Source organism: Luteibacter sp. (assembly GCF_051958795.1).
GTDB lineage: Bacteria > Pseudomonadota > Gammaproteobacteria > Xanthomonadales > Rhodanobacteraceae > Luteibacter.
On the sequence record NZ_JBQCFT010000403.1, the window covers coordinates 1 to 18,782 of the forward strand.

Consider the following 18,782-nt stretch of genomic DNA (forward strand, 5'->3'; position numbering starts at 1 on the left):
AATGATGCCGACCAGCTCAGCGTTCGGGAGCGACAGCAACGTGGCCAGCGAAAGACCTTCGAAGATCACAGACTCGGTGAAACGGATTCAGGTGAGAAGGCGGCCTAACGCCGGGGTTCGATCCAGGTCAATGAGCGTCGCACCAGAGAGAACCTGGCGGCCGAAGCCCTCGGGGTACACGCGGTACGATAGCGCATGGAAGCCGTCAGCCAGCTCGTCGACGCGCTTCTTTGGGATGTGCAGTTCTACATAGTCGTCCTTCATATCGACATATTCCGTCGCCGATTCCGAAATCTCATCGCCATCTACGATTGCGATGAAGCGGTCGCCAGGCAGCGATCCCGATCCTGGTACATCGACGATCGGTGCCTGCACGAGCAGGAAGGGATTTGTCGCCTCCGGAGGAATCCGACCATCAGGCAGCGCGTGTGGTACGCGCGGCTTGAGGTGATCGAGCCTATCTTCATCGGTCTCCAGGACGCGGACGTCGACAGTCAGCCGCGTGACCGTGTTTGAGGATGCGAAGCTTCCGTTTTGCATGGCAGTCGTCTCTCGGGTTGGGTGAGACACGACTTTATTGCGACCGAATCCTGGGCCATATCGGCGATTGCTGAGTAGCGGATCGGCCACGAGCGTCTTGACGTGTAGTCGATCACTCACCGCATGTAGGCGAAAGAGATTGAGTTGCTACACCTACACGGTGTAGGAGTTCGCTTACGAGCAATGCAGCGGTTACCTACATTTAGCTCGTCACCTCGCGTGATCGAATGCGCACCCCATAGCCATGCTGCATCGGCGTGGGTGGGACGTTCGAGAAGGAGGTAAACAATGAAAATCAGACGCGCCGATCTGGCCCTAAGAGTATCGATGCTTTTCCCCATCGGTGCAGCGATTACAAGTGGGCAGGCCGTAGGTGGGTACATCGGCCGAGGCGAGTCTGTTGTACTTTCGGGGTCGGCGGCGGAGCCGGAGTCATGGGCCTCGTCGAATGGAGCCAGCCTCGCATTGGAAGACGGTGCGCGGACGGACTACATTCGCGTGGTTGGTTCGACTTTGACCGCGTCAGATGCCTTCGTGAGGGCAAATGGTACGTCCGGTATACGCGTGGACGGTCTTGAGTCTCCGAGCTCAGCAAGAATCTATCGAACTAGCGTGACCTCGTCACAAGGGGCTGGCATCTTTGCCGACGGAAACCCAAGGCATGAGCAACACACGTCTGTTCTTCTTGTCGACAGCAAATCAACTGGCCATCAGGCGGGCGTCGCCGTCTCGGGCTCGGCGAAGCTGGAAGCGGCCAATTCGCTGATTTCGTCTACGAGCGAGAGTGGTACGGGGGTGTTGCTTGGGTCTGGCAGCGTGACCCTGAGTGAGAAATCCATTGCGGAGGGGCAGCGCGCGGGTGCCGTCCTCGGAAGGTTTGACCGGATCAGTGTCGGGCCGGGTGAGCTAACTGTAGACGGCGGTTCGACGGTTAGGTCGCCGAGTGGGCCCGCTGTTTTGGTGACGGGTGACGAAGCCGGGAGCCACCTTTATCAAGTCACGGTGCGAGACGGTGGCTCGCTCAGTGGCGGAAATGGCGTGGCAGTCGACGTACAGGACCGAGCGACGTTCCTCCTTAACATCGAACGCGCCTCTGTAAACGGTGATGTCCTGATTTCCGAGGCTTCAAAGTCCACAGTTCGTCTAGGTCGGGACGGTCACTTGTCGGGCTCGATAGTCGGTGCGGATGCTATGAAAGTTGGACGAGCAGCCGTGTGGTCTCTTACGGGGGATAGCAAGGTACGAAGCCTGGACCTCGACGGTGGAACCGTGGCATTCGCGGCATCTCGGAAGGGGCCAGCGCGGCTGCGTATCTCGAGCGACCTTGGGGGTGTCATCGGCGACGTTGTCGTCAACGTGCACATGGACCCGCGCGATGTTCGGAAATCTTGGACTGACTCGCTACTTGTCGAGGGCAATGTCGACGTCGAGCACCCCATCGATGTCAATGTGAAATTCACTGGTACCAGCCATGGCACAGATGTCAACGGCGATGGCGTGTCATCAGGTGTGGAGGGATTCTCGATCGTCCAGGTTGGCGGTTCGTCAAGGCCGGATGCATTTCGTCTTCGCGATGACTACGTCACCCATGGTGCGTTCCAGTATGAACTCAAGGCATTCCACGGCAACGAGGTCAGTGCCAAGTCTTCACTTCTGGAAGGAGGGAAAGCACAGTGGGACTATCGTCTTGTTGAGCGAATGGTGTGCAGGTCGGGGTGCGACGATGGTGGCGGAAGTTCTGGCGACCACGAACGACCTGCCGTCTCGCCTCAGATTCCATCGTATATCTCTGCGCCGGCTGCCGCTTTCGCATATGCTGACGGCATGACGACCAGCCTGCACGAACGGCTTGGTGAGATCCGCGATCATGCGTTCGAGGGTTCGATCGGTGGTGAGATTTTCGCACGGTACTCGGGACGCAGCCAGCGGTACAGCACCGACAGGTCCTTCAAGTCCTATGGTTATGACTTTGACGAGCGGGTTGAAGCCTGGCAGTTTGGCGGTTCGATCATCGGGCTAGACGGTGACAACGGGTCGCTCCGCGCCGGCCTCGCGATCGACCACGGCCGTTCAAGTATTGTACCGAGGGCGGCCGATGGCGATAGCATTACTAGGCTTCGCGCCAACGGTACGTCCGCGTGGATAACGTGGCGAAGTGGCGACGGTTTCTGGATTGACTCGGTCGTTGGACAGCAGCGTATGCGAGGAACAACCGATACATCGCTCGGTGGCCGCGCCGTGGGTCGTATCGAAGCGTCAGCGACGGGTGTTTCGCTGGCTACGGGTTATCCGATCAGGCTCGGGTCTGAATGGAGTCTAGAGCCGCACATCTTGCTATCGGGCCAGAGCGTTCGCTTTGCGCCGATCCGTGAGGCTTCGGGCATGAGCGTAGATATCAGTAGGAATCAGTATGTTACAAGGTCGGCTGGCCTATCGTTTCTTAGCCATAGCGAAGTGATGGCTCCGTTTGTACGCGTTGATCTCAGATCTACAAAGGGACGAGGCGTTGTCCGGACGGCAATCGATGCAAGCACCACCTCGGCCGACTTCTCGGGCGGTGGACTCGGCGCAGAGTATGTAGTCTCCAGTGGTCTGACCACTCAGCTTTCCCCGCGGATTCAACTGTTCGGCGGAGGCGCGTATCGGCACTTTATCGGGCGCGGTGGCTTTCAAGGGTGGTCGGGGAACCTGGGGCTGCGCATGACCCTATGATGTAGGAGTGGCGGTCCGTCGCCGTATAAGGAACAGCGACGGACTGCTTGGCGTGTACGGTAACGGGTCGTTCACTCTAGGTCATGCTACACGCCGGCTCTAATAGACACGAAGCGTCGTTTCGGGTGATACATGGCTCTTGTTCCCGGACACGTCGACTACGTAATAGTAGAAAGAGATTCGACCTGGCGCGTCAATGTTGGTGAAGTTATCGTGTCCGAAGTACACCTCTGTTATCCATGCCTTCTGTCCGACCTCGATCGTTCCGGCAGCGAATTCGGTGTCTGATCCGTCGAACTTGCTGAACAATTGAATGGTATCCCGCGGGTCAATTCCAGCGTAGTCAGCAATTTTTCCGCGCAGCCCCATGCTTGGGCGCGCCTTGATGTCTTCCAGGGCCAGTCCATCTCGCTCGTCAGCCTCAGCGAACATGATGCGCGGAAGCCCGCGTCCACCCGGCGGTGTTCGATCGATAAGGTATGTGGTCGGCTCCGAAATGGCGATGGAACCGAACGGCTGCTGGATCGCCAGGTATGTAAGCTCGTGTCGGCCCGCGCTTCTTGTAAGGAAGTCCACTTGAGGGATCCTTATCTCAACGAAGTCACCCTCGCCTGAATACGTCGCGCGTGACGCAGGTATGAGAATTCCGTCGATAAGCGCCTCGAAGAAGTCGCCGGGCATGGTGTGGTATCCGTCGACGCTGATGATTGGGGCGTGAACGAGCAGATGAGGGCGCATGGATTCCGGTGTGAGGGTACCGTCTGCAAGGGCCGCAGGAATGGTGGGCTTGAGGTCTACAGGGAAGAGCTCATCGGCATAGCAGATCTTCGTCGGCTTCTCGCCCGTCTTTGTTTGCTTAAGCGATGTGTCGTCGCACATATGTGTCGTCCGTAGCGTTGATGGTCGTGCCAGTGTGAGCGCTCGCCTCGGTCGGCTACATCGGCGCTCGCCTCTGCGGACTGGCCAATTTGTCGCGAAATCGTGTCGTCCTCGGCCTACGTCGAGCGCGACGCGCGGCGTGGTCATGCTGGTGATCCGCGGCCATCGTGTGTCCCACGCGGGCTCGACTCACACACAGTCCGATAACACTTACAACGCCAATCGCCGCACCACACCGTCGCGCCGGCACCTTCGCTGATACTCGCGCTCCCACCGGCTAGCTAACGTGGCACCTCATCCCACGCACCCCCAAGGAGTGCCACATGCGCCGTACCCGTCGTCCCAGCCAGAACAAGAACACCTCCAACAACGCTGGCGTTGTCCAGCACGCACACCGCGACCGTTCGAGCGGTGTGCGCGGTCGCATCGTCCCTATGACCGCTCTGTCCCACACCCTCGCGCACCGGCCGTTGAACCCGATTGTGTTTCCGCACCAGCTGATGATGGAGGGTGTCACGCTCGCGACGCTCGTCTCCCTGCCGCGGCAGGAGCTGGTCGGGCTCATTCCTGATTACCACGGTCTTCGCGTGGGCGATCGCATCACCGCGCTGCTGTACAACCGCGCGCTGCGGCGGACGGTGGTGGCCGGTGAGCTCTGCGTCTGCGACGGCGTGTCGCCGTTGAATATCCGTTACGACCGCCATGCCCTGGAGCAGTTCGGCCAGAACGGGCGTTTCGACTTCAGCTATGAGGTCCGCTCCGCGGCGGGTGATATCACCCTGCGGTCGCCGACGACTACGCTGTCCGTCATGATCCATGACATGCCGGAGCGGCTGCGTGGCCCCGTGGTGGCCTGCGGTAGCGACGGTATGGTGCGTGAGTCCGAGCTCATCCCGGAGCTGGTGGTGTACATCCCTGCGTCGGAGCCGCCCTGCGTTGCCGGTGACCGCGTGCGGATGCGCATCGGCGATGCCTGGTTCGCCCCGGTGGAGCTGAGCGTTGACGACGTGGCGTTCGACCCGATGGCGAAGCTTCAGCTGCCGTGCGATGACATCCTGCGGCTGTTGGCCGAGACCGGCCAGGCCCGGATCATGCTCGAGGCGTCCTACGAGGTCGAGCGCAATGGGACGTTGAGCCCGTCGGAGGTCTCCGCCGTGGCTTTCGACCTGACCGCGATCTGCGAGATCTAAGGGGTCGCCACCGCCGGGGCTGCTGGCACCGCTCGCGCGTGTGCCGGCGGCGCCAGCTCGAAGTCGCGGTACTGATGGGGGTTGCCGCTCATCCCCGCTTCCGCGGCCTTCGCGATGTTGTACATCTCGCGCGCGGTCACGTAGTGCAGTGCGTAGTTCTTGCCGTCGTTGTACCGGCTTTCGAGGTACGTGTGCATGGCATCGATGGGCGCGCCGAGCAGGGTATCCATATCCCGTTCCTGCGTGCCGTGCGTGTGGATCTTGATGAAGATCCACTCGGGGCGTCCCTCGACATGGATGCCCGTATCGACCCACTGGTCCACGCGGCCACGGGTCGGCGGGCAGCCCTTGCGGATATCGGAGTTCTCGATGCGGGGGATGATGCCGAACCGGCGATTCTTCCAGTTGAGCCCGAGCACGCCCTGGATGATCAGCAGGTCGCCGCTGAGCTTGCCACCGACCCGCATGGGTACGCCGGTGTCATGGCCCTTCGGCTTGCCGCCGCAGGCGTCTTCGGCGTAGTAGATCGAGTTCGACAACCGCGTCTGCGTGTCGCTGGGTGCGGAGGGCAGGGTGAAGTCGGCATAGCACCCCAGGTCGCGCAGCAGCCCAAGCTCCTGGTTGATGCCACACCAGCGCCCATCCTTGCGGCTGTTGGCGAGGCACCAGTTGCCGTGGATGAAGGCGAAGCGCAGCTGGCCCGTCACCGGGTCGCGCGGCAAGGCACCGTGGCGCTCGTGAAGCAGCCGGTTGAAACGGTCGATGGTCGCGACGAAGTTTTCCGGCGTGTCGTCGTCGTGATGCAGGTGGATTTCGATTTCACCGAAGCCGTCCGCACACAACGCGGCCAGCTTCTCCAGGTGCTCCTCGACGTACTCTTCTTCCGGATAGAAGAAGCCATGTTGGGGAGGACGGCCGTCAGCGTCGCGGTGCCGGCTGGCCATGTCGCGGTATTCCTTGCACCAGCGGTCGACGCGGTAGCGCTGCCGCTCGAGGTCCACACGGCCCCAGTTGGGCTCGAAATGGTCCACGAAGCAGAACAATATGTGTTTCGTCCCCTCGACCTTCGGCGCCTTTCGCCGGGTGAGGTAGCCCCACAGCCAGTACTGCATGTTGCGGGCACGGATGGCCGCGGTGATGGCGGCGGCAGCCAGCACAAGCGCGCCGAGCACGACGATGAGCGCGATCATGCGGCGCCTCCTGCAGGCACGAGGGTGAGTAACTGCTCAGCGTTATTACGCCACTGGCGTTCACTGGCGATGTAGTCACGAGCCGCGGCGCCCACGCGGCGGCGCTCCTCGGCCTCGCTGGCAAGGGCGAGCACACGCTCCACGCACGCGGCCGCATCGCCGCGGGGGAACAGCCATCCGGTCCGGCCGTCGGCGATGACCTCGGCGACCGGCGCATAGTCAGGCGCCACGACGGCCACCCCCATCCCCATCAGCTCGAACAGCTTCATGGGCGACCCATACTGGTTCGAATCTGGGAGCACGGCGTAGTCCATGCAGGCGATCCAGCTGGCGACCTGGTCGTGGGGGACACGGCCCGGCAGCAGCACGCGGTCACTGAGCCCACGCGCGGCAACGAGCTCGCGCACGGCGGGCAGGGTCTTGCCATCGCCCACGAACACCAGGGCGAGCCCCGGCGCCTGTTCCAGGCGGCTCGCAATGGCCTCGACGAATCCGTCCACGCCATGCCAGTGCGCGAAGACCCCGATGTGGCCACATACGGCCAGCCCGGTCAGGCCACGCGCGGCGCGCAACGCATCGCGGTCGAACTTGCCAGGGTCGAAGGAAGGCAGGTCGACAGCGTTGGGCGACACCACGGAAGGCGCGATATCGCCATAAGCCTCGACGGCCCTGTCGCGGAAATACGTGGAAATGAACACGAGCCCGGTTGCCCGCCGGAAGCACCAGCGTTCCACGCGGCGAGCCAGCCCGCGCATGGTCAGCGGGCGCACGCGCTGGACCAGCGCCGAATCGTTGATCTCCAGCACGATGGGGATCCCACGCCGCCGCGCCATCCACACTGTGGCGAACAGGAACAGCGAATAGCGCTCATAGATCAGCTTCGGCGGCGCCTTGCGCCAGGGCCGGCCCATGCGCACCAGCGTCACCAGGTTGTAGAGCAGCTCGAACATCTCGAACACCACGCCAGGCATCTTCGTCACGATGCCCGCAAGATGCATGCGCGCCCCGCCAGGCGAAGCGGGCCCGGAGGAAGTCCCGGCGCCCACGGCCGCTGCACCAACGACAGGTCCCGCAATAGCCGGCGAAGAAACCGCCACATGCTCATGCTCCGGATCCGCCCCCGGAAACGACATCACCGACACGTCATGCCCTAGCTCGCGCAGCGCGTTCACAATGCCGCGGATATGCACGCCCTCGACGTGCCGCCCCCGTGTGCGGTGGTGGTAGAGGATATTCACGCGTGGCTCCCGGGCAGCGCGTCGAAGCGCATGCCCTGGGCGAGCCACTCCGGTAGCAGCGCATCGAGCGCGTCGGCAGCCTTATCGCTGTCGTCGTGCATCAGCACGATGTCACCGGCGGCGGGTGGGTCGTTGCGCAGCCGATCGATCAGCCACTCGATCGGCTTGTCCTGGTAATCCAGGCTGTCGTACGACCAGTAGACAAAGCTGCGCTTGCGCCGCGCGAAATGCATGAGCAACTGCGCGCCCACATACCCATGCGGCGGCCGCATGCGGTGATGCGGGCGGTCGTCGAACAGGCGGAGCAGGGCGTCGGTGCGGTACACCTCGTCCAGCTGCTTGCGCAGGTTCATGTTGCGGAACGACCAGTGGCTGTACGAGTGGTTGCCGATCATGTGGCCATCGCCGACGATCCGCTGCACGATCTCCGGGTACTGCTCGATCTTCTCCCCGACCAGGAAGAAGCTCGCTTTCACCCCATGCCGGGCCAGGACGTCCAGCAGCTTCGGCGTATGCTCCGGCTCGGGGCCGTCGTCGAAGCTGAGGTAGCACACCGGGTCACGCTTCGCCCGCGTCATAAGCAGGTGCTCGGGCAGGAGACTCAACAGTTCGTGCTTTTTCGGTCGGCGAATCATGCATTCATACTCACGTGTACCGGCGTGCCGGCGGCGACGCGCTCAAGCATGTGCTCAAGCCGGTCGATGTTGTCTTCCCAGCGGAAGCTGGTGGCGTGCGTCGCGATCGCTTCGGCATCCACGTGCCGCCCGAGCATGTCGGCGAGGGCGCCAGCCAGCAGCTCGGGGTGGTGGGCAGGCACCAGTTCGCCGGCGAAAGGCGGCACGACCTCGGGGATCCCGCCCACCGCGGTCGCGACGACAGGCGTGCCACACGCCATTGCTTCCAGCACGACGTTCGGCACGCCCTCGTTATGGCTCGGCAGGCACAACAGGTCCGCGGCGCGGAACCAATCCGCGAGCGACGCGTGGGCCACCGAGCCCATGAAATGCACCGAGGCCCCGCAGCACAGCGAAGCCGCGCGGCTCTCGAGGGAAGAAGCATCCGGGCCATCACCGACGAAATACAGCCGGGCATCCCGCCGCTCTTTGGCCAGCAACGGAAACGCATCGATAAGATCCATGCAGCCCTTGCTGTTCTTCAGGTTCCCCGCATACAGCACGACAGGCTCATGCGCGGGAAGACCAAGGCGCGCCCGCGCGGCCAGTCGGTCGCCCCGCCGGAACATCCGCCCGTCGACACCGTTGTAAATCGTCTCGACCGCGTCAGGCCGGGCACCGATCTCCACCGCCTTCGCCGCCAGCGCCTTGCTCACCGCAAGCACGGCACCGGCGCCACGCAGCGCATGCCGGATCTGCGGGCGGCGCAGTCGTGACGCGGCCTGCACGTTGAGGTCGCTGCCATGCACCTTCACGACGTACGGCACGCCCAGCAGGTGCGAAATCCACGCCGCGGCCGCGGCATCCGGGTAGGCCCAGCTGGCCAGGATCACGTCGTAGCGGGCGCGGCGCAGTTCGCGGCCGCGCTGCCACATCACGCACGCCACGTAGCACAGCGCGTTGAGGAACCGGCCGATGCCCGGCGGGTGATAGAACGTGAAATGGTCGCGCCGCACGTTCGGCACGTGGACCTGGCCCTTCGCACCCGCCATCCGTTCGCGGAAATCGACCGCGGTCAGCACATCCACCTCGTGGCGCTCGCCCAGCCGCTGGAACTGCTGCTGGTTGAAGGTGCCCCGGCGCGGATCCCATGGCGTGGGAAAGAGGTTGGTGAGGACCAGGATTTTCACGGCACGGCTTCCAGGTGGCCGAAATACAGGCGCGTATAACGCGCAGCCATGGCCTGAAGCGAACCGTTCTCCTCGACCCAATGCCGCGCGGCGCGGCCGAACGCGGAGGCTTGCTGTGAGGCGTGGAGCATCTCCAGCATGGCATCGGCCAGCGCGGGTGCATCGCACGCGGGCACGAGCCGCCCGGTCGCGCGGTCGCGGACGATCTCGGCGTTGCCGCCCACATCCGTCGCCACGATGGGCAAGCCCGCTGCGCAGGCCTCGAGCAAGGCCATGGAATAGCCTTCGGTCACCGACGAGAGCACGAACAGATCCAGGCCCTGGAGCAACTCATGCACATCGTCACGGTCGCCAAGGAAATGCACGCAGCCGGCGATACCTTCGTCGTAAGCGCAGGCACGCAGGGTCTCGCGCAGCTCACCATCACCGATCAGCACCAGCACGGTATCGCGCCGGTGGTGGCGCACCGCGCGGAACGCACGGATCAGGCTGGCCTGGTCCTTGGCCCAGTTCAGCCGGCCGACGGTGCCGATGATGCGCGTGCGCGCCGGCACATTGATCAGCCGCGCCAGGCGCTCATGCATGGCGTCGTTGGCCACATCGAAGCCGTCGAGGCGGATGCCGTTCGGCACCACGCAGCATTTGCGGGCAGGGAACATGCCGCGGGCCACCGCGTCGCGGCGGGCGGCTTCGCATACCGCGACGACGGAATCCGTAGCGGCCATGGCACGCCGGAACAGCCATTCGCGCCGGCCCGGCTTGCGCGTGGCGCCCATGCCATGGCGCGTATTCACCACCTGGCGGATGCCGAGCCCGGCGGTCGCCAGGACGGCCTGGTAATGCGCCACCGCGTTATGGGTATGCAGCACCTCGGTGTGGTGGCTCGCGATGAACTGCCGCGCCAGGCCAATCGCGCGCAGGTCCACGCCCGTCTGCTTGCCGCACGAGCGCACCGGGATCCCCTTGATCTCCAGCTCGGTCGCCATGGCGCCACGCTCGAACAGGCATACCACCTGCACCTTGTGCCCGTCGCGGTGCTGCTGGGTCACCAGGTCGATGACAATGCGCTCCAGGCCACCGCGGTTCAGGTTTTCGACGACATGGGTGATGTTCACGAGTCCAGCTCCGAGACGGTGACGCGCAACTTCCCGCTACGGGTCAGCGGGATGTCGTCGACGAAATGGCAATGCAGCTGGGCGCTGTCGCCGAGCACCTTGGCCACCTCGCGGCGGATGTACTCGAGCGAGGCATCGTTGAAGCCGTCGCCACGGACGATGGAAAGGTCGAGCCGGTCGAGCTGCCGCTGCACCAGCTGGAAGCGGGCCAGTCCCGGTACGTCCTTCAGCATGTGCGGGAAGAACTCACCCGGCAGCACGTGGCCAGCCGGCGTGCGGATGGCGTCCAGCTTGCGCCCGTCGACGCTGGCGAGCAGCGGCAGCCCGCGCCCGCAGGCGCACAGCCCGTGGAAATGCGTGGCCATGTCGCCGTTCACGTAGCGGATGAACGGCATGCCGTAGTTGAACAGGTCGGTGATGGCGACCTCGCCACTGCCGTGGGTGACGGGCTGGCCATCCGCGCCGAGCGTCTCGACCAGCAGGTGGTCCGCGTTGATATGCAGGCCATCGCGGTGCTCACACTCCGACGCGATCAGCATGAACTCGCGGCAGCCGTAGGTGTTGAACACCGGCGCATGGAATGCGCGTTCGATCAGTTCGCGCTGGAACGGATGCAGGGCTTCGGCCGCACCGATGATGGTGGAAGGCCGCGCAACGCGGCGCCCCGTGTCCACGAGGAACTGGGCCAGGCGGACGAGCGGCCCGACGTAGGAGACGATCACCTCGGGCCGGTACGCGTCGAGAGCGTCGGCGTACGAAGCGAGGTTGGCTTCGGTCATCGCGAAGCTGTTGAGGAGCTTGCGCGCGAACACGGCGTTGTACACGCGGTCCTTGAACTGGTGCGCCGCCGTGGGCTCACCCACCGCGCCACCCCACAGGAAAGCCGTGCGCCGGCCCATGCGTGAACCCGCCCAACCGTAGCCGCGCCACATCACCGCTACGCGGCGATCGTTGCTCTCGCGGGTATAGCCAAACCGCAGCGGCTCGCCGGTGGATCCACCGGTGGCCTTGAAGCTCAGCCGATCCTTGTGCGAACGCGCCTCGAGGGCTTCCGCATGTTCGCGGATGTCCTTCTTCGTCAGCACCGGCAACAACGCGATGTCGGAGGGCTCGCGGATATCTCCGGGAGAAAGCCCCATCTGCGCCCAGCGGTCGCGATAGAACGGCACCTCGCGCTGGCACCAGTCGAGCAGCGCCTTGAAGCGCTGGAACTGGAGGTCGCGCACGCCATCGGCGGAGAGCCACTGCGTCTGCGCGTATTCACGCAGGTAGCGCGGCGTATCGCGACGGCGGAGGCCGCCTTCGTACGCGGGCCACAACACGTTGCGCAGCAGGGGCTCGTAGAGGCTCATTGGGTTCGCAGCAGCACGGCCACCAGCACGAACAGCCCGGCGACGCCACAGAAGGCGGCCGGCACCCAGCGCCAGCCATCGCGGGAGAAGCGGAACGCGGGCAGTTCCGGCCAGCGCCGGCGTGCGCCCACGTAGTGGCCGGCGACCACGGCGGCGATCAGGTACAACACCACCATGTAGCTGCGGCTCAGGAAGAACGCGGCGGCGAACAGGCCGCACAGCGAGAGCAACAGGGTCAGGGCCAGCTGCCGTTCCATCACCCATTCCGCCTCACGCCCCGGTTCGTTGGCGGCAGTATGCGGATGGCGGACGATCGTCAACATCATCCAGAAGCCATAGCCTACAAAGGCAAGCCAGAGGATAAAGCCGAGGAAGCCGGTCTCGGCCAGCACCAGCACGAAGGAGTTATGCGCGGTGAGCTCGTTGTATTCGGTGAAGTTGCCCGGGCCCACGCCGAGCAGCGGGCTGTCGCGGAACATTTCCAGGCCCGCGTACCAGGCGTCGACGCGGCCGGCGGCGGATTCCTCGCCGGCGTCCAGCTCCTCCATGCGCGAGGAGAGCAGCTTCAGGGCCACCAGGCCGAGCACGCCGAGCGTACCGGCGACCACCACTCCCTTGCGGTACCAGATGTAGCAGCCGGCCACGACCAGCACGGCGAGCATGGCGCCACGCGAATTGGTCAGGTAGGTGCCGTAGAGCAGCAGCACCGCGCAGGCCAGCCACAGCCAGCGCCAGGATGCCCCGCGGCGGCCGAGGAACATGGCCATGGGCAGCGTGGCCGCGAACAGCAGGCCCAGGTCGTTGGGGTCGTTGAAGATGCCGACGTACTGGATGCGGTTGCCTTCGCCGATGACCATGCCGGTCCAGCCCACGCCGGTCTGCGCCTGCTGGACACCGTGGAGGGCGAGCACCGCCGCACAGCCCACCAGCACGGCCATGGCGATGCGTACGCGGCGTTGGGTGGTGCAACAGGCCCCGAAGATGAAGAAGGCGATGACCACGGGCCCGAAGTGGGCGAGCTCGTCGATGGCGCCGCCGGTCCAGCCGTTGCTGACCTGGGAGACCATCAGGATCAGCAGGAAGCACGGCAGGATGATGAACTGGGGCGCTTCGAAGGTCTTGTGCGGCGAGATCAGCCAGGCGATGAAGGCCAGGCCCAGCACGGCCGGCAGGATCGGCACCAGGTCCAGCCCGGGGATGTAATCCTGCGGGCGGATGATGGTGAGGACGACGTACAGCAGGATCAGGGGGAACATGCCTTCTCCTGCGGTCCATGCGCTTCATGGGCCGCGGTGGGGTAGCTCATCAGCTGGGGCAGGGCGAGCATGGCGGCGAACCAGCCGGGGCCCATGTTCGCTTCCACCGGCAGGCGGTACAGCGAATAGCGGTTCTCCGATGGCTCGGGGTTCGTCCCGCAGATGTAGCTGCAGGCAAGCTGGAAGCCCGCGTTACGGGTCGCCGCGATCACCGCCTCGTTGTAGGCGCGGTCGCCGCCGACCGGGTAAGACATCAGCACGGCGGGATTGCGCAGCTCGCGATCCAGCGTCCGCTTGGACTCGAGGATTTCGGCTTCCATTTCTTCCACCGGCAGGCGGGCCAGCATGCGGTGGTGCACGCCATGCGAGCCGAATTCCAGGCCGGCGGCCTCCATCTCGCGGGCCTGGTCCCAGGTCATCGGCCGGCAATCGACCGGGCGGGCACCCGCGGAAGGCATGTTCCACTCCACCTCCAGGCGCTCGGTCATCGCCGCCTGGCCATGCGCATCGAGCCACTTCATGCGCAGCAGCACGTTGCCCGCGATGCGCCGGCGCAGCATGCGCTCGGCCGGCAGGACGACATCGATGCCCAGCTCCGGCAGCACCAGCCGCGGCGCCTTCGTCATCAGGATCATGTGCACGAGCCAGTCGTACGAATACGGCTTGCCGGTATCGATATGGCCGGTGGAGACGAAGAACGTGGCGGGCACGCCGACCTCATCCAGGATCGGCGCGGCGATCCGGTAGTTATCGTCGTAACCGTCGTCGAAGGTCACCGCCACCGTATCCGGCGGCAATGCTTCGCCAGCATCGAGTGCCGCGACCACGTCGGTCAGGCGCATGGGCCGGAAATACTTCTTCAGGCGCAGCATCTGCTCGCGGAATTCTTCCGGCGGCGTGCTGATGAGCTCCATGTCGAACTCGTAGGTCTCCGGATCCGGCACCGGCATGACCCGGTGGTACGCCAGGATGCGCAGGTCGCGCTGCCACCACGAACGCACCCGCTGCAGTGAATGCAGCAGGCCACTGGAGTAGCAGAGCTCGCCGAGCCGGCCACGGATGCCGGGAGCGCCACGCTGGTTCATATCGATCACCATAGGTGCAGCCTGCGGTTACGGGCGAAGGCCAGCAGGGCCTGCGCCGCGAAAAGGTTGAGGTAGAAGAACGCTACGGCGATCCGAGCGGGCATCCAGCGGCCCAGGCGGGGACGCAGGCGGGCCAGGCCCACCAGCAGCGCACCCGCGCCCAGGCCGCCGAAGGCCAGGGCGTACATCGGGTGGCGGTTGAACAACAGGCCGGTGCTGAGGAACAAGGCCACGATCAGCCACGGTGCCAGCAGGCGCAGCACCTTATGGCTCATGAAGGAGAACCACAGCGGATTGTGGAAAGGCGAGAGCAGCCACGGCGCGAGCTGCAGCAGCTGGAAGTTGCCGGCGAGCGTGCGGATCTTGCGCCGGCGCTCGGCCTCGGGTTCCTGCGAGGGCTGGTCCCACGCCATGGCGCGCGGCTCGAACACCACGCGCTTGCCCTGGGCGGCCACGCGCATCGGCACCAGCACATCGTCGAGCACTGTACCGGCGGGCAACGGCTGGAACAGCGAACGGCGGATCGCGTAGATCGCGCCGGTCACGCCGATCATCGAGCCCGCGGTGCTTTCCGCGTGGCGGATCATCTTCTCGTAGCGCCAGTAGAAGTCCACACCCTGGGCAAAGCCGGTGCGGACGTTCTCCATGTGCAGCTCGCCGCCCACCGCGCCGACCTCGGGATCGGCCAGGTTCGCGACGAGCTCCTTCAGCGCGGAAGGCGAGAGGCGCTGGCGGACATCGGTCATCAACAGCACTTCGCCGCGGGTGAGCGCGACGGCGTCGTTCACGCAGGCGGCCTTGCCGCGCCGGTTCGGGAAATCGAGCACGGTCAGGCGTGGGTCGGTGCTGCGCCGGGCGATCGCCACCGTGTGGTCGCGGCAGCCATCGCAGGCGATGACGATATCGATGAGTTCGGCCGGGTAATCCAGGCCCTGCAGGTTGGCCAGCTTGGTACGGATGTAGCGTTCGCCATCGTGCACGGCGACGACGATGCTGACCGTCGGCAGCCACGGCGCGCGTGCCACCGGCCGCGGGCGGGCGCGTGCCCACAGCCACATCAGCAGCGGGTAGCCCACGAACACGTGGGCCAGAAGCAGCGCCGAGCCCCAACAGGCCAGCCAGACGATGTGTGTCATGACGTCTCCCCCCTCGTCGACGTCGTGGATCAACCGCGACCGAACAGCTTCCCGAGGAAGCCGTTGCGTTTGGCGGGTGGTGGCGCCGCTGGCGTCGCCACCGCCAGGTCGGCCGCCAGGGTGCCGAGCGTGCCGTTCGCGATATCCAGCAGGTTCATCTGGATGCCGGTCATCTTCTGCACGCGCTGCGCCATGTCGACCGCCAGCAGCGAAGGGCCGCCTACGTCGAAGAAGTTGTCGCTGGTACGGATACGGGTCGTGCCGAGCAGCTCGTGCCAGACGCTGGCCAGCAGGCGCTCGCTCTCGGTGGTCGGCTCGTTGGCCGGTGCCTCCGCCTGGCGCATCGTGGCGTGCTCTTCCGGCAGCGGCAGCGCTTCGATATCCGGCTCACCCGTGGGCAGCAGCGGCATGGCATCGAGCAGCATCAGGTGCGCGGGCATGCCCCAGGCCGGCAGCTCGGCGGCGAGCGCGGCGCGCAGGCTTTCGGCGTCCGGCTGGAAGCCGGGTGCGCCGACCGCGTACGCATCGATGCGCTGTTCGCCCAGGCGGTTGGTATGCGGCACGGCCAGTGCGCGGACGATGCCGGTCTGTGCGCGAAGCACGGCTTCCACGGCGGCCGGTTCCACATCCAGGCCCTGGCGGCGGATGCGCCGGTCCTCGCGGTCCAGCACCTGGACCTGGCCGTCGGCCAGCCAGCGACCGCGGTAACCGGTGCGCAGCAGGCGTTCGTCGCCGGGGCTGTGTTCCGCGGTGGCGCGCGTGCCGAAGCGCTGGGAAAGCGCGCCGCCGGCGATCGCAATGTCACCGGTCGCACCGATCGGGCAGGGCTCGCCATCGCTGTCGAGCACCCACAGTTCGTTGCTGCCGATCGGGCGGCCCGCGTGCAGCGCGTCGGCGGCGCGTTCCACCCGGCCGCAGGTCGCGGCGGGCGCCGTCATCGCGTCACCGAACAGGGTCCACAGGCCGGCCGTCGCATCGGCGATGCGGGTCGCGGTTTCTTGCGTGGGCGTGCCGCCCAGCATCGCGGCGCGCAGCTGGCCATCACCGGCCCAGCCGTGTTCGAACAGTGCGTTCCAGGTTTCCGGCGAGGCGATGAAGCAATCGAGGTCGGCGAGTTCACCGCGGGCCAGGCCGTGCGGTTCCTGCACTTCCCAGGTCGCGCCGCAGCACAGCGCCATCAGCGGTTCGATCACCGACATCGGGTCGGCCGGCATGGCATCGCCGCCGAGGCACTGGCCCGCGTCGATCGCGAGCGCATCGGCCAGCCCGTGCACCATGCTCGCGATGGCGGCATGCGACAGGGATGCGCCGTGGGCACGGCCGTCCGGGCCAGGAACATGAAAGGCGATGGCGGCGGCTTCCGCGCAGACCCGGTTCTCGAAGGTGCTGGCGTCACCGATCGTGCTTTCCAGCTCGGCGTGGTCGGCATCGAGCCACAGGGCGCAGGCACGCGGCCAGTCGAGGGTCGCTTCCAGGGCGGCGTCGCCGATGAGCACGGTCATGCGGCCGTCGGTCACGATATCGCGCAGGCGGGCTGCGGGATCGGCGCGATCGAGCAGCAGGGCCGTGCCGCCGGTGAGGCCGATCGCGAGCGCACCCGCGATCCGGTCGAAGCCGGGCTCGACGCACAGGCCGACGACGGAGCCGTTGACCGCGCCGCGTTCGCGGAGCAGCGTCGCCATGCGCGTGGCCTCGCCGATCAGCTGGGCGTAGGTGTGTTTGCGCAGGCCGTGGCGCACGGCGGTGCTGTCGGGGGTCTGCGCGGCCTGGGCGTCGACCATGGCGAACAGGTCGGCGGGCAGCGGCGAGCCGCCACAGCCCGCGTTCCAGGTACGCATGCGCTCACGTTCCGGTGCGCTTGCCGCGGTGAGCTGGCCCACCGCGATCGAGGGGTTCTGCGACACCACGTGCATCATGTCGAGGTAGCGTTCGCGCATGAGCCGCGCGGTGCCGGCCTGGAGCAGGTCGGCGTTATAGGTGACGCCACCGACCATGCCGCGCTTGCCCTCGAGGAACCACATGCCGAGGTCTTCGGTCGCGCCGCTCTGGAACAGCAGGATCTGCTCATGCTCCAGGCCGCCCCAGTCGACCGCGCGCTGGCGGGCATCCTGGAACGAGAACAGCGCCTGGTACAGCGTGGCGCCGGCGCCATGGCCGACCTTGAGCTCGCGCTGCAGGTATTCAAGCGGCACATCCGGCGAACCGAAAGCGTCGATTGCCGTCCGCTTCACGTGGCGCACGAACTCCAGGAACGAAAGGCCCGGGTCGACGTGGACGTGCAGCGGCAGCAGGTTGTTGAAGTAGCCCATGACCGATTCGACCTCGGTCTGGTTGCGGGCGCGCACCGGGGTGCCGACCACGAGGTCACGCTGGCCCGCCGAGCTGGAAAGCATGGCGAAGTAAAGCGCGAGCAGGGTCATGTTGAGCGTGGCATCGGCCTGGCGGGCCACGTCGTGCATCGCATCCGTGTGCTCGCGCGACACGTGGATCCACTCGGTACGGCCCAGCCCGGACATGCCGGGGCGGCGCGGGTAATCGGTGGGCAGGGCGCGCACGTCGCCGACCTGGGCCAGGCGATCGCGCCAGAACGAGAGCTGGGTCTGGAACGCCGGGGAGTCGAGCCAGTGCGCGTGCCACTCGGCGAAATCGCCGTAGGTCACCGGCAGCGCGGCCAGCGGCGAGGGCTGGCCCGCGGCGAACGCACGGTACAGCGCGGAGAGCTCGTTGTAGAAGATATCGAACGACCAGCCGTCCCAGATGATGTGGTGCGGCATGAAGAACATGGCGTAGTCGCCTTCGCCCAGCTTGAACATGCGCGCGCTGAACAGCGGCGCCGTGGCCAGGTCGAACGGCGTGTCGGTCAGCTCGCGCAGGCGGCCCATCAGCCGCTCCTCGCGCTCGTCGACCGGCAGCCGGCTGAGGTCTTCCGCCGGGAACAGCGGGTAGGTGAGCTGCGGCTGCACCACCTGCATCACGTCCGCGCCCATGTCACGGATCGCGGTGCGCATGCTCGGCTGACGCTGGATCAGCGCCTGGAAGGCCATGTCGAAGGCGTGCTCGTCCATCGGCCCGCGCAGGCGGTGCGCCGAGGGGGCGTTGTACGTGACGCGACCCGGGTGCATCCGTTCCAGCGCCCAGAGGCGGCGCTGCATCAGCGACAGCGGCGCGTGGTCCTGCGCGGTATCCGCGCGGTGCACGATCGGCTCGGCGGCCGGCGTGCTGCCGCTCGCCACCTGTGAGCCGATGGCGGCGGCGAGCTGCTCGATCGTCGGGGCATCGAACAGC

Annotated in this window: 14 protein-coding genes; 2 read left to right on the forward strand and 12 right to left on the reverse strand. The window is 65.8% G+C overall.

Annotation, left to right across the window (positions count from 1 at the left end; all coding sequences use genetic code 11):
* Positions 1-87: 87 nt before the first annotated feature.
* Positions 88-540, reverse strand: coding sequence for a hypothetical protein (locus tag ACTHLF_RS20765; protein ID WP_440330060.1), 453 nt, complete (start codon positions 538-540; stop codon positions 88-90).
* Positions 541-1,152: 612 nt separating this feature from the next.
* Here ACTHLF_RS20765 and ACTHLF_RS20770 point away from each other — a divergent pair.
* A complete protein-coding gene (locus tag ACTHLF_RS20770) occupies positions 1,153-3,252 on the forward strand; it encodes an autotransporter outer membrane beta-barrel domain-containing protein (protein ID WP_440330062.1) in 2,100 nt (699 codons plus the stop codon).
* Between the two features lie 99 nt (positions 3,253-3,351).
* On the opposite strand, the gene ACTHLF_RS20775 is transcribed toward ACTHLF_RS20770, so the two are convergent.
* Positions 3,352-4,131 (reverse strand): hypothetical protein, encoded by a 780-nt coding sequence (locus ACTHLF_RS20775; RefSeq protein ID WP_440330064.1) that lies wholly within the window; start codon positions 4,129-4,131, stop codon positions 3,352-3,354.
* Positions 4,132-4,454: 323 nt separating this feature from the next.
* On the opposite strand from ACTHLF_RS20775, the gene ACTHLF_RS20780 reads away from it, so the two are divergent.
* Positions 4,455-5,321 carry a hypothetical protein gene (locus ACTHLF_RS20780; RefSeq protein ID WP_440330065.1) on the forward strand — a complete coding sequence of 289 codons (867 nt, stop codon included), beginning with the start codon at positions 4,455-4,457 and terminating at the stop codon, positions 5,319-5,321.
* Here the strand turns inward: ACTHLF_RS20780 and ACTHLF_RS20785 are convergent.
* The 10 genes from ACTHLF_RS20785 to ACTHLF_RS20830 all read right to left on the reverse strand — a co-directional run.
* Positions 5,318-6,511 (reverse strand): hypothetical protein, encoded by a 1,194-nt coding sequence (locus ACTHLF_RS20785; protein WP_440330067.1) that lies wholly within the window; start codon positions 6,509-6,511, stop codon positions 5,318-5,320. The two genes, ACTHLF_RS20780 and ACTHLF_RS20785, sit on opposite strands and share 4 nt — an antisense overlap.
* Positions 6,508-7,749 carry a glycosyltransferase family 4 protein gene (locus ACTHLF_RS20790; RefSeq protein ID WP_440330069.1) on the reverse strand — a complete coding sequence of 414 codons (1,242 nt, stop codon included), beginning with the start codon at positions 7,747-7,749 and terminating at the stop codon, positions 6,508-6,510. The genes ACTHLF_RS20785 and ACTHLF_RS20790 overlap by 4 nt, the downstream gene beginning before the upstream one ends.
* Positions 7,746-8,384, reverse strand: coding sequence for a polysaccharide deacetylase family protein (locus tag ACTHLF_RS20795; RefSeq protein WP_440330071.1), 639 nt, complete (start codon positions 8,382-8,384; stop codon positions 7,746-7,748). Before ACTHLF_RS20795 ends, ACTHLF_RS20790 begins: the two co-directional genes overlap by 4 nt.
* Positions 8,381-9,553, reverse strand: coding sequence for a glycosyltransferase family 4 protein (locus ACTHLF_RS20800; RefSeq protein WP_440330073.1), 1,173 nt, complete (start codon positions 9,551-9,553; stop codon positions 8,381-8,383). Before ACTHLF_RS20800 ends, ACTHLF_RS20795 begins: the two co-directional genes overlap by 4 nt.
* Positions 9,550-10,668 carry a glycosyltransferase gene (locus ACTHLF_RS20805; protein WP_440330075.1) on the reverse strand — a complete coding sequence of 373 codons (1,119 nt, stop codon included), beginning with the start codon at positions 10,666-10,668 and terminating at the stop codon, positions 9,550-9,552. Before ACTHLF_RS20805 ends, ACTHLF_RS20800 begins: the two co-directional genes overlap by 4 nt.
* Positions 10,665-12,020, reverse strand: a complete 1,356-nt coding sequence (locus tag ACTHLF_RS20810) for a phenylacetate--CoA ligase family protein (RefSeq protein ID WP_440330077.1) — start codon at positions 12,018-12,020, stop codon at positions 10,665-10,667. The genes ACTHLF_RS20805 and ACTHLF_RS20810 overlap by 4 nt, the downstream gene beginning before the upstream one ends.
* Entirely contained in the window at positions 12,017-13,276 is a 1,260-nt protein-coding gene (locus ACTHLF_RS20815; protein WP_440330079.1) for an O-antigen ligase family protein, read from the reverse strand. Before ACTHLF_RS20815 ends, ACTHLF_RS20810 begins: the two co-directional genes overlap by 4 nt.
* A complete protein-coding gene (locus ACTHLF_RS20820) occupies positions 13,264-14,361 on the reverse strand; it encodes a polysaccharide deacetylase family protein (protein WP_440330081.1) in 1,098 nt (365 codons plus the stop codon). Before ACTHLF_RS20820 ends, ACTHLF_RS20815 begins: the two co-directional genes overlap by 13 nt.
* Positions 14,362-14,366: 5 nt before the next feature.
* Positions 14,367-15,497, reverse strand: coding sequence for a glycosyltransferase family 2 protein (locus ACTHLF_RS20825; protein WP_440330083.1), 1,131 nt, complete (start codon positions 15,495-15,497; stop codon positions 14,367-14,369).
* A 29-nt stretch (positions 15,498-15,526) separates the two neighbouring features.
* Positions 15,527-18,782: non-ribosomal peptide synthetase (locus ACTHLF_RS20830; RefSeq protein ID WP_440330085.1), on the reverse strand; the 3,256-nt coding region annotated here is incomplete at its 5' end.

Coding starts and splice junctions, on each gene's coding strand:
- ACTHLF_RS20765 (WP_440330060.1), bottom strand. CDS start 540: ATGCAAAACGGAAGCTTCGCATCCTCAAACACGGTCACGCGGCTGACT.
- ACTHLF_RS20775 (WP_440330064.1), bottom strand. CDS start 4,131: ATGTGCGACGACACATCGCTTAAGCAAACAAAGACGGGCGAGAAGCCG.
- ACTHLF_RS20780 (WP_440330065.1), top strand. CDS start 4,455: ATGCGCCGTACCCGTCGTCCCAGCCAGAACAAGAACACCTCCAACAAC.
- ACTHLF_RS20785 (WP_440330067.1), bottom strand. CDS start 6,511: ATGATCGCGCTCATCGTCGTGCTCGGCGCGCTTGTGCTGGCTGCCGCC.
- ACTHLF_RS20795 (WP_440330071.1), bottom strand. CDS start 8,384: ATGATTCGCCGACCGAAAAAGCACGAACTGTTGAGTCTCCTGCCCGAG.
- ACTHLF_RS20810 (WP_440330077.1), bottom strand. CDS start 12,020: ATGAGCCTCTACGAGCCCCTGCTGCGCAACGTGTTGTGGCCCGCGTAC.
- ACTHLF_RS20815 (WP_440330079.1), bottom strand. CDS start 13,276: ATGTTCCCCCTGATCCTGCTGTACGTCGTCCTCACCATCATCCGCCCG.
- ACTHLF_RS20820 (WP_440330081.1), bottom strand. CDS start 14,361: ATGAACCAGCGTGGCGCTCCCGGCATCCGTGGCCGGCTCGGCGAGCTC.
- ACTHLF_RS20825 (WP_440330083.1), bottom strand. CDS start 15,497: ATGACACACATCGTCTGGCTGGCCTGTTGGGGCTCGGCGCTGCTTCTG.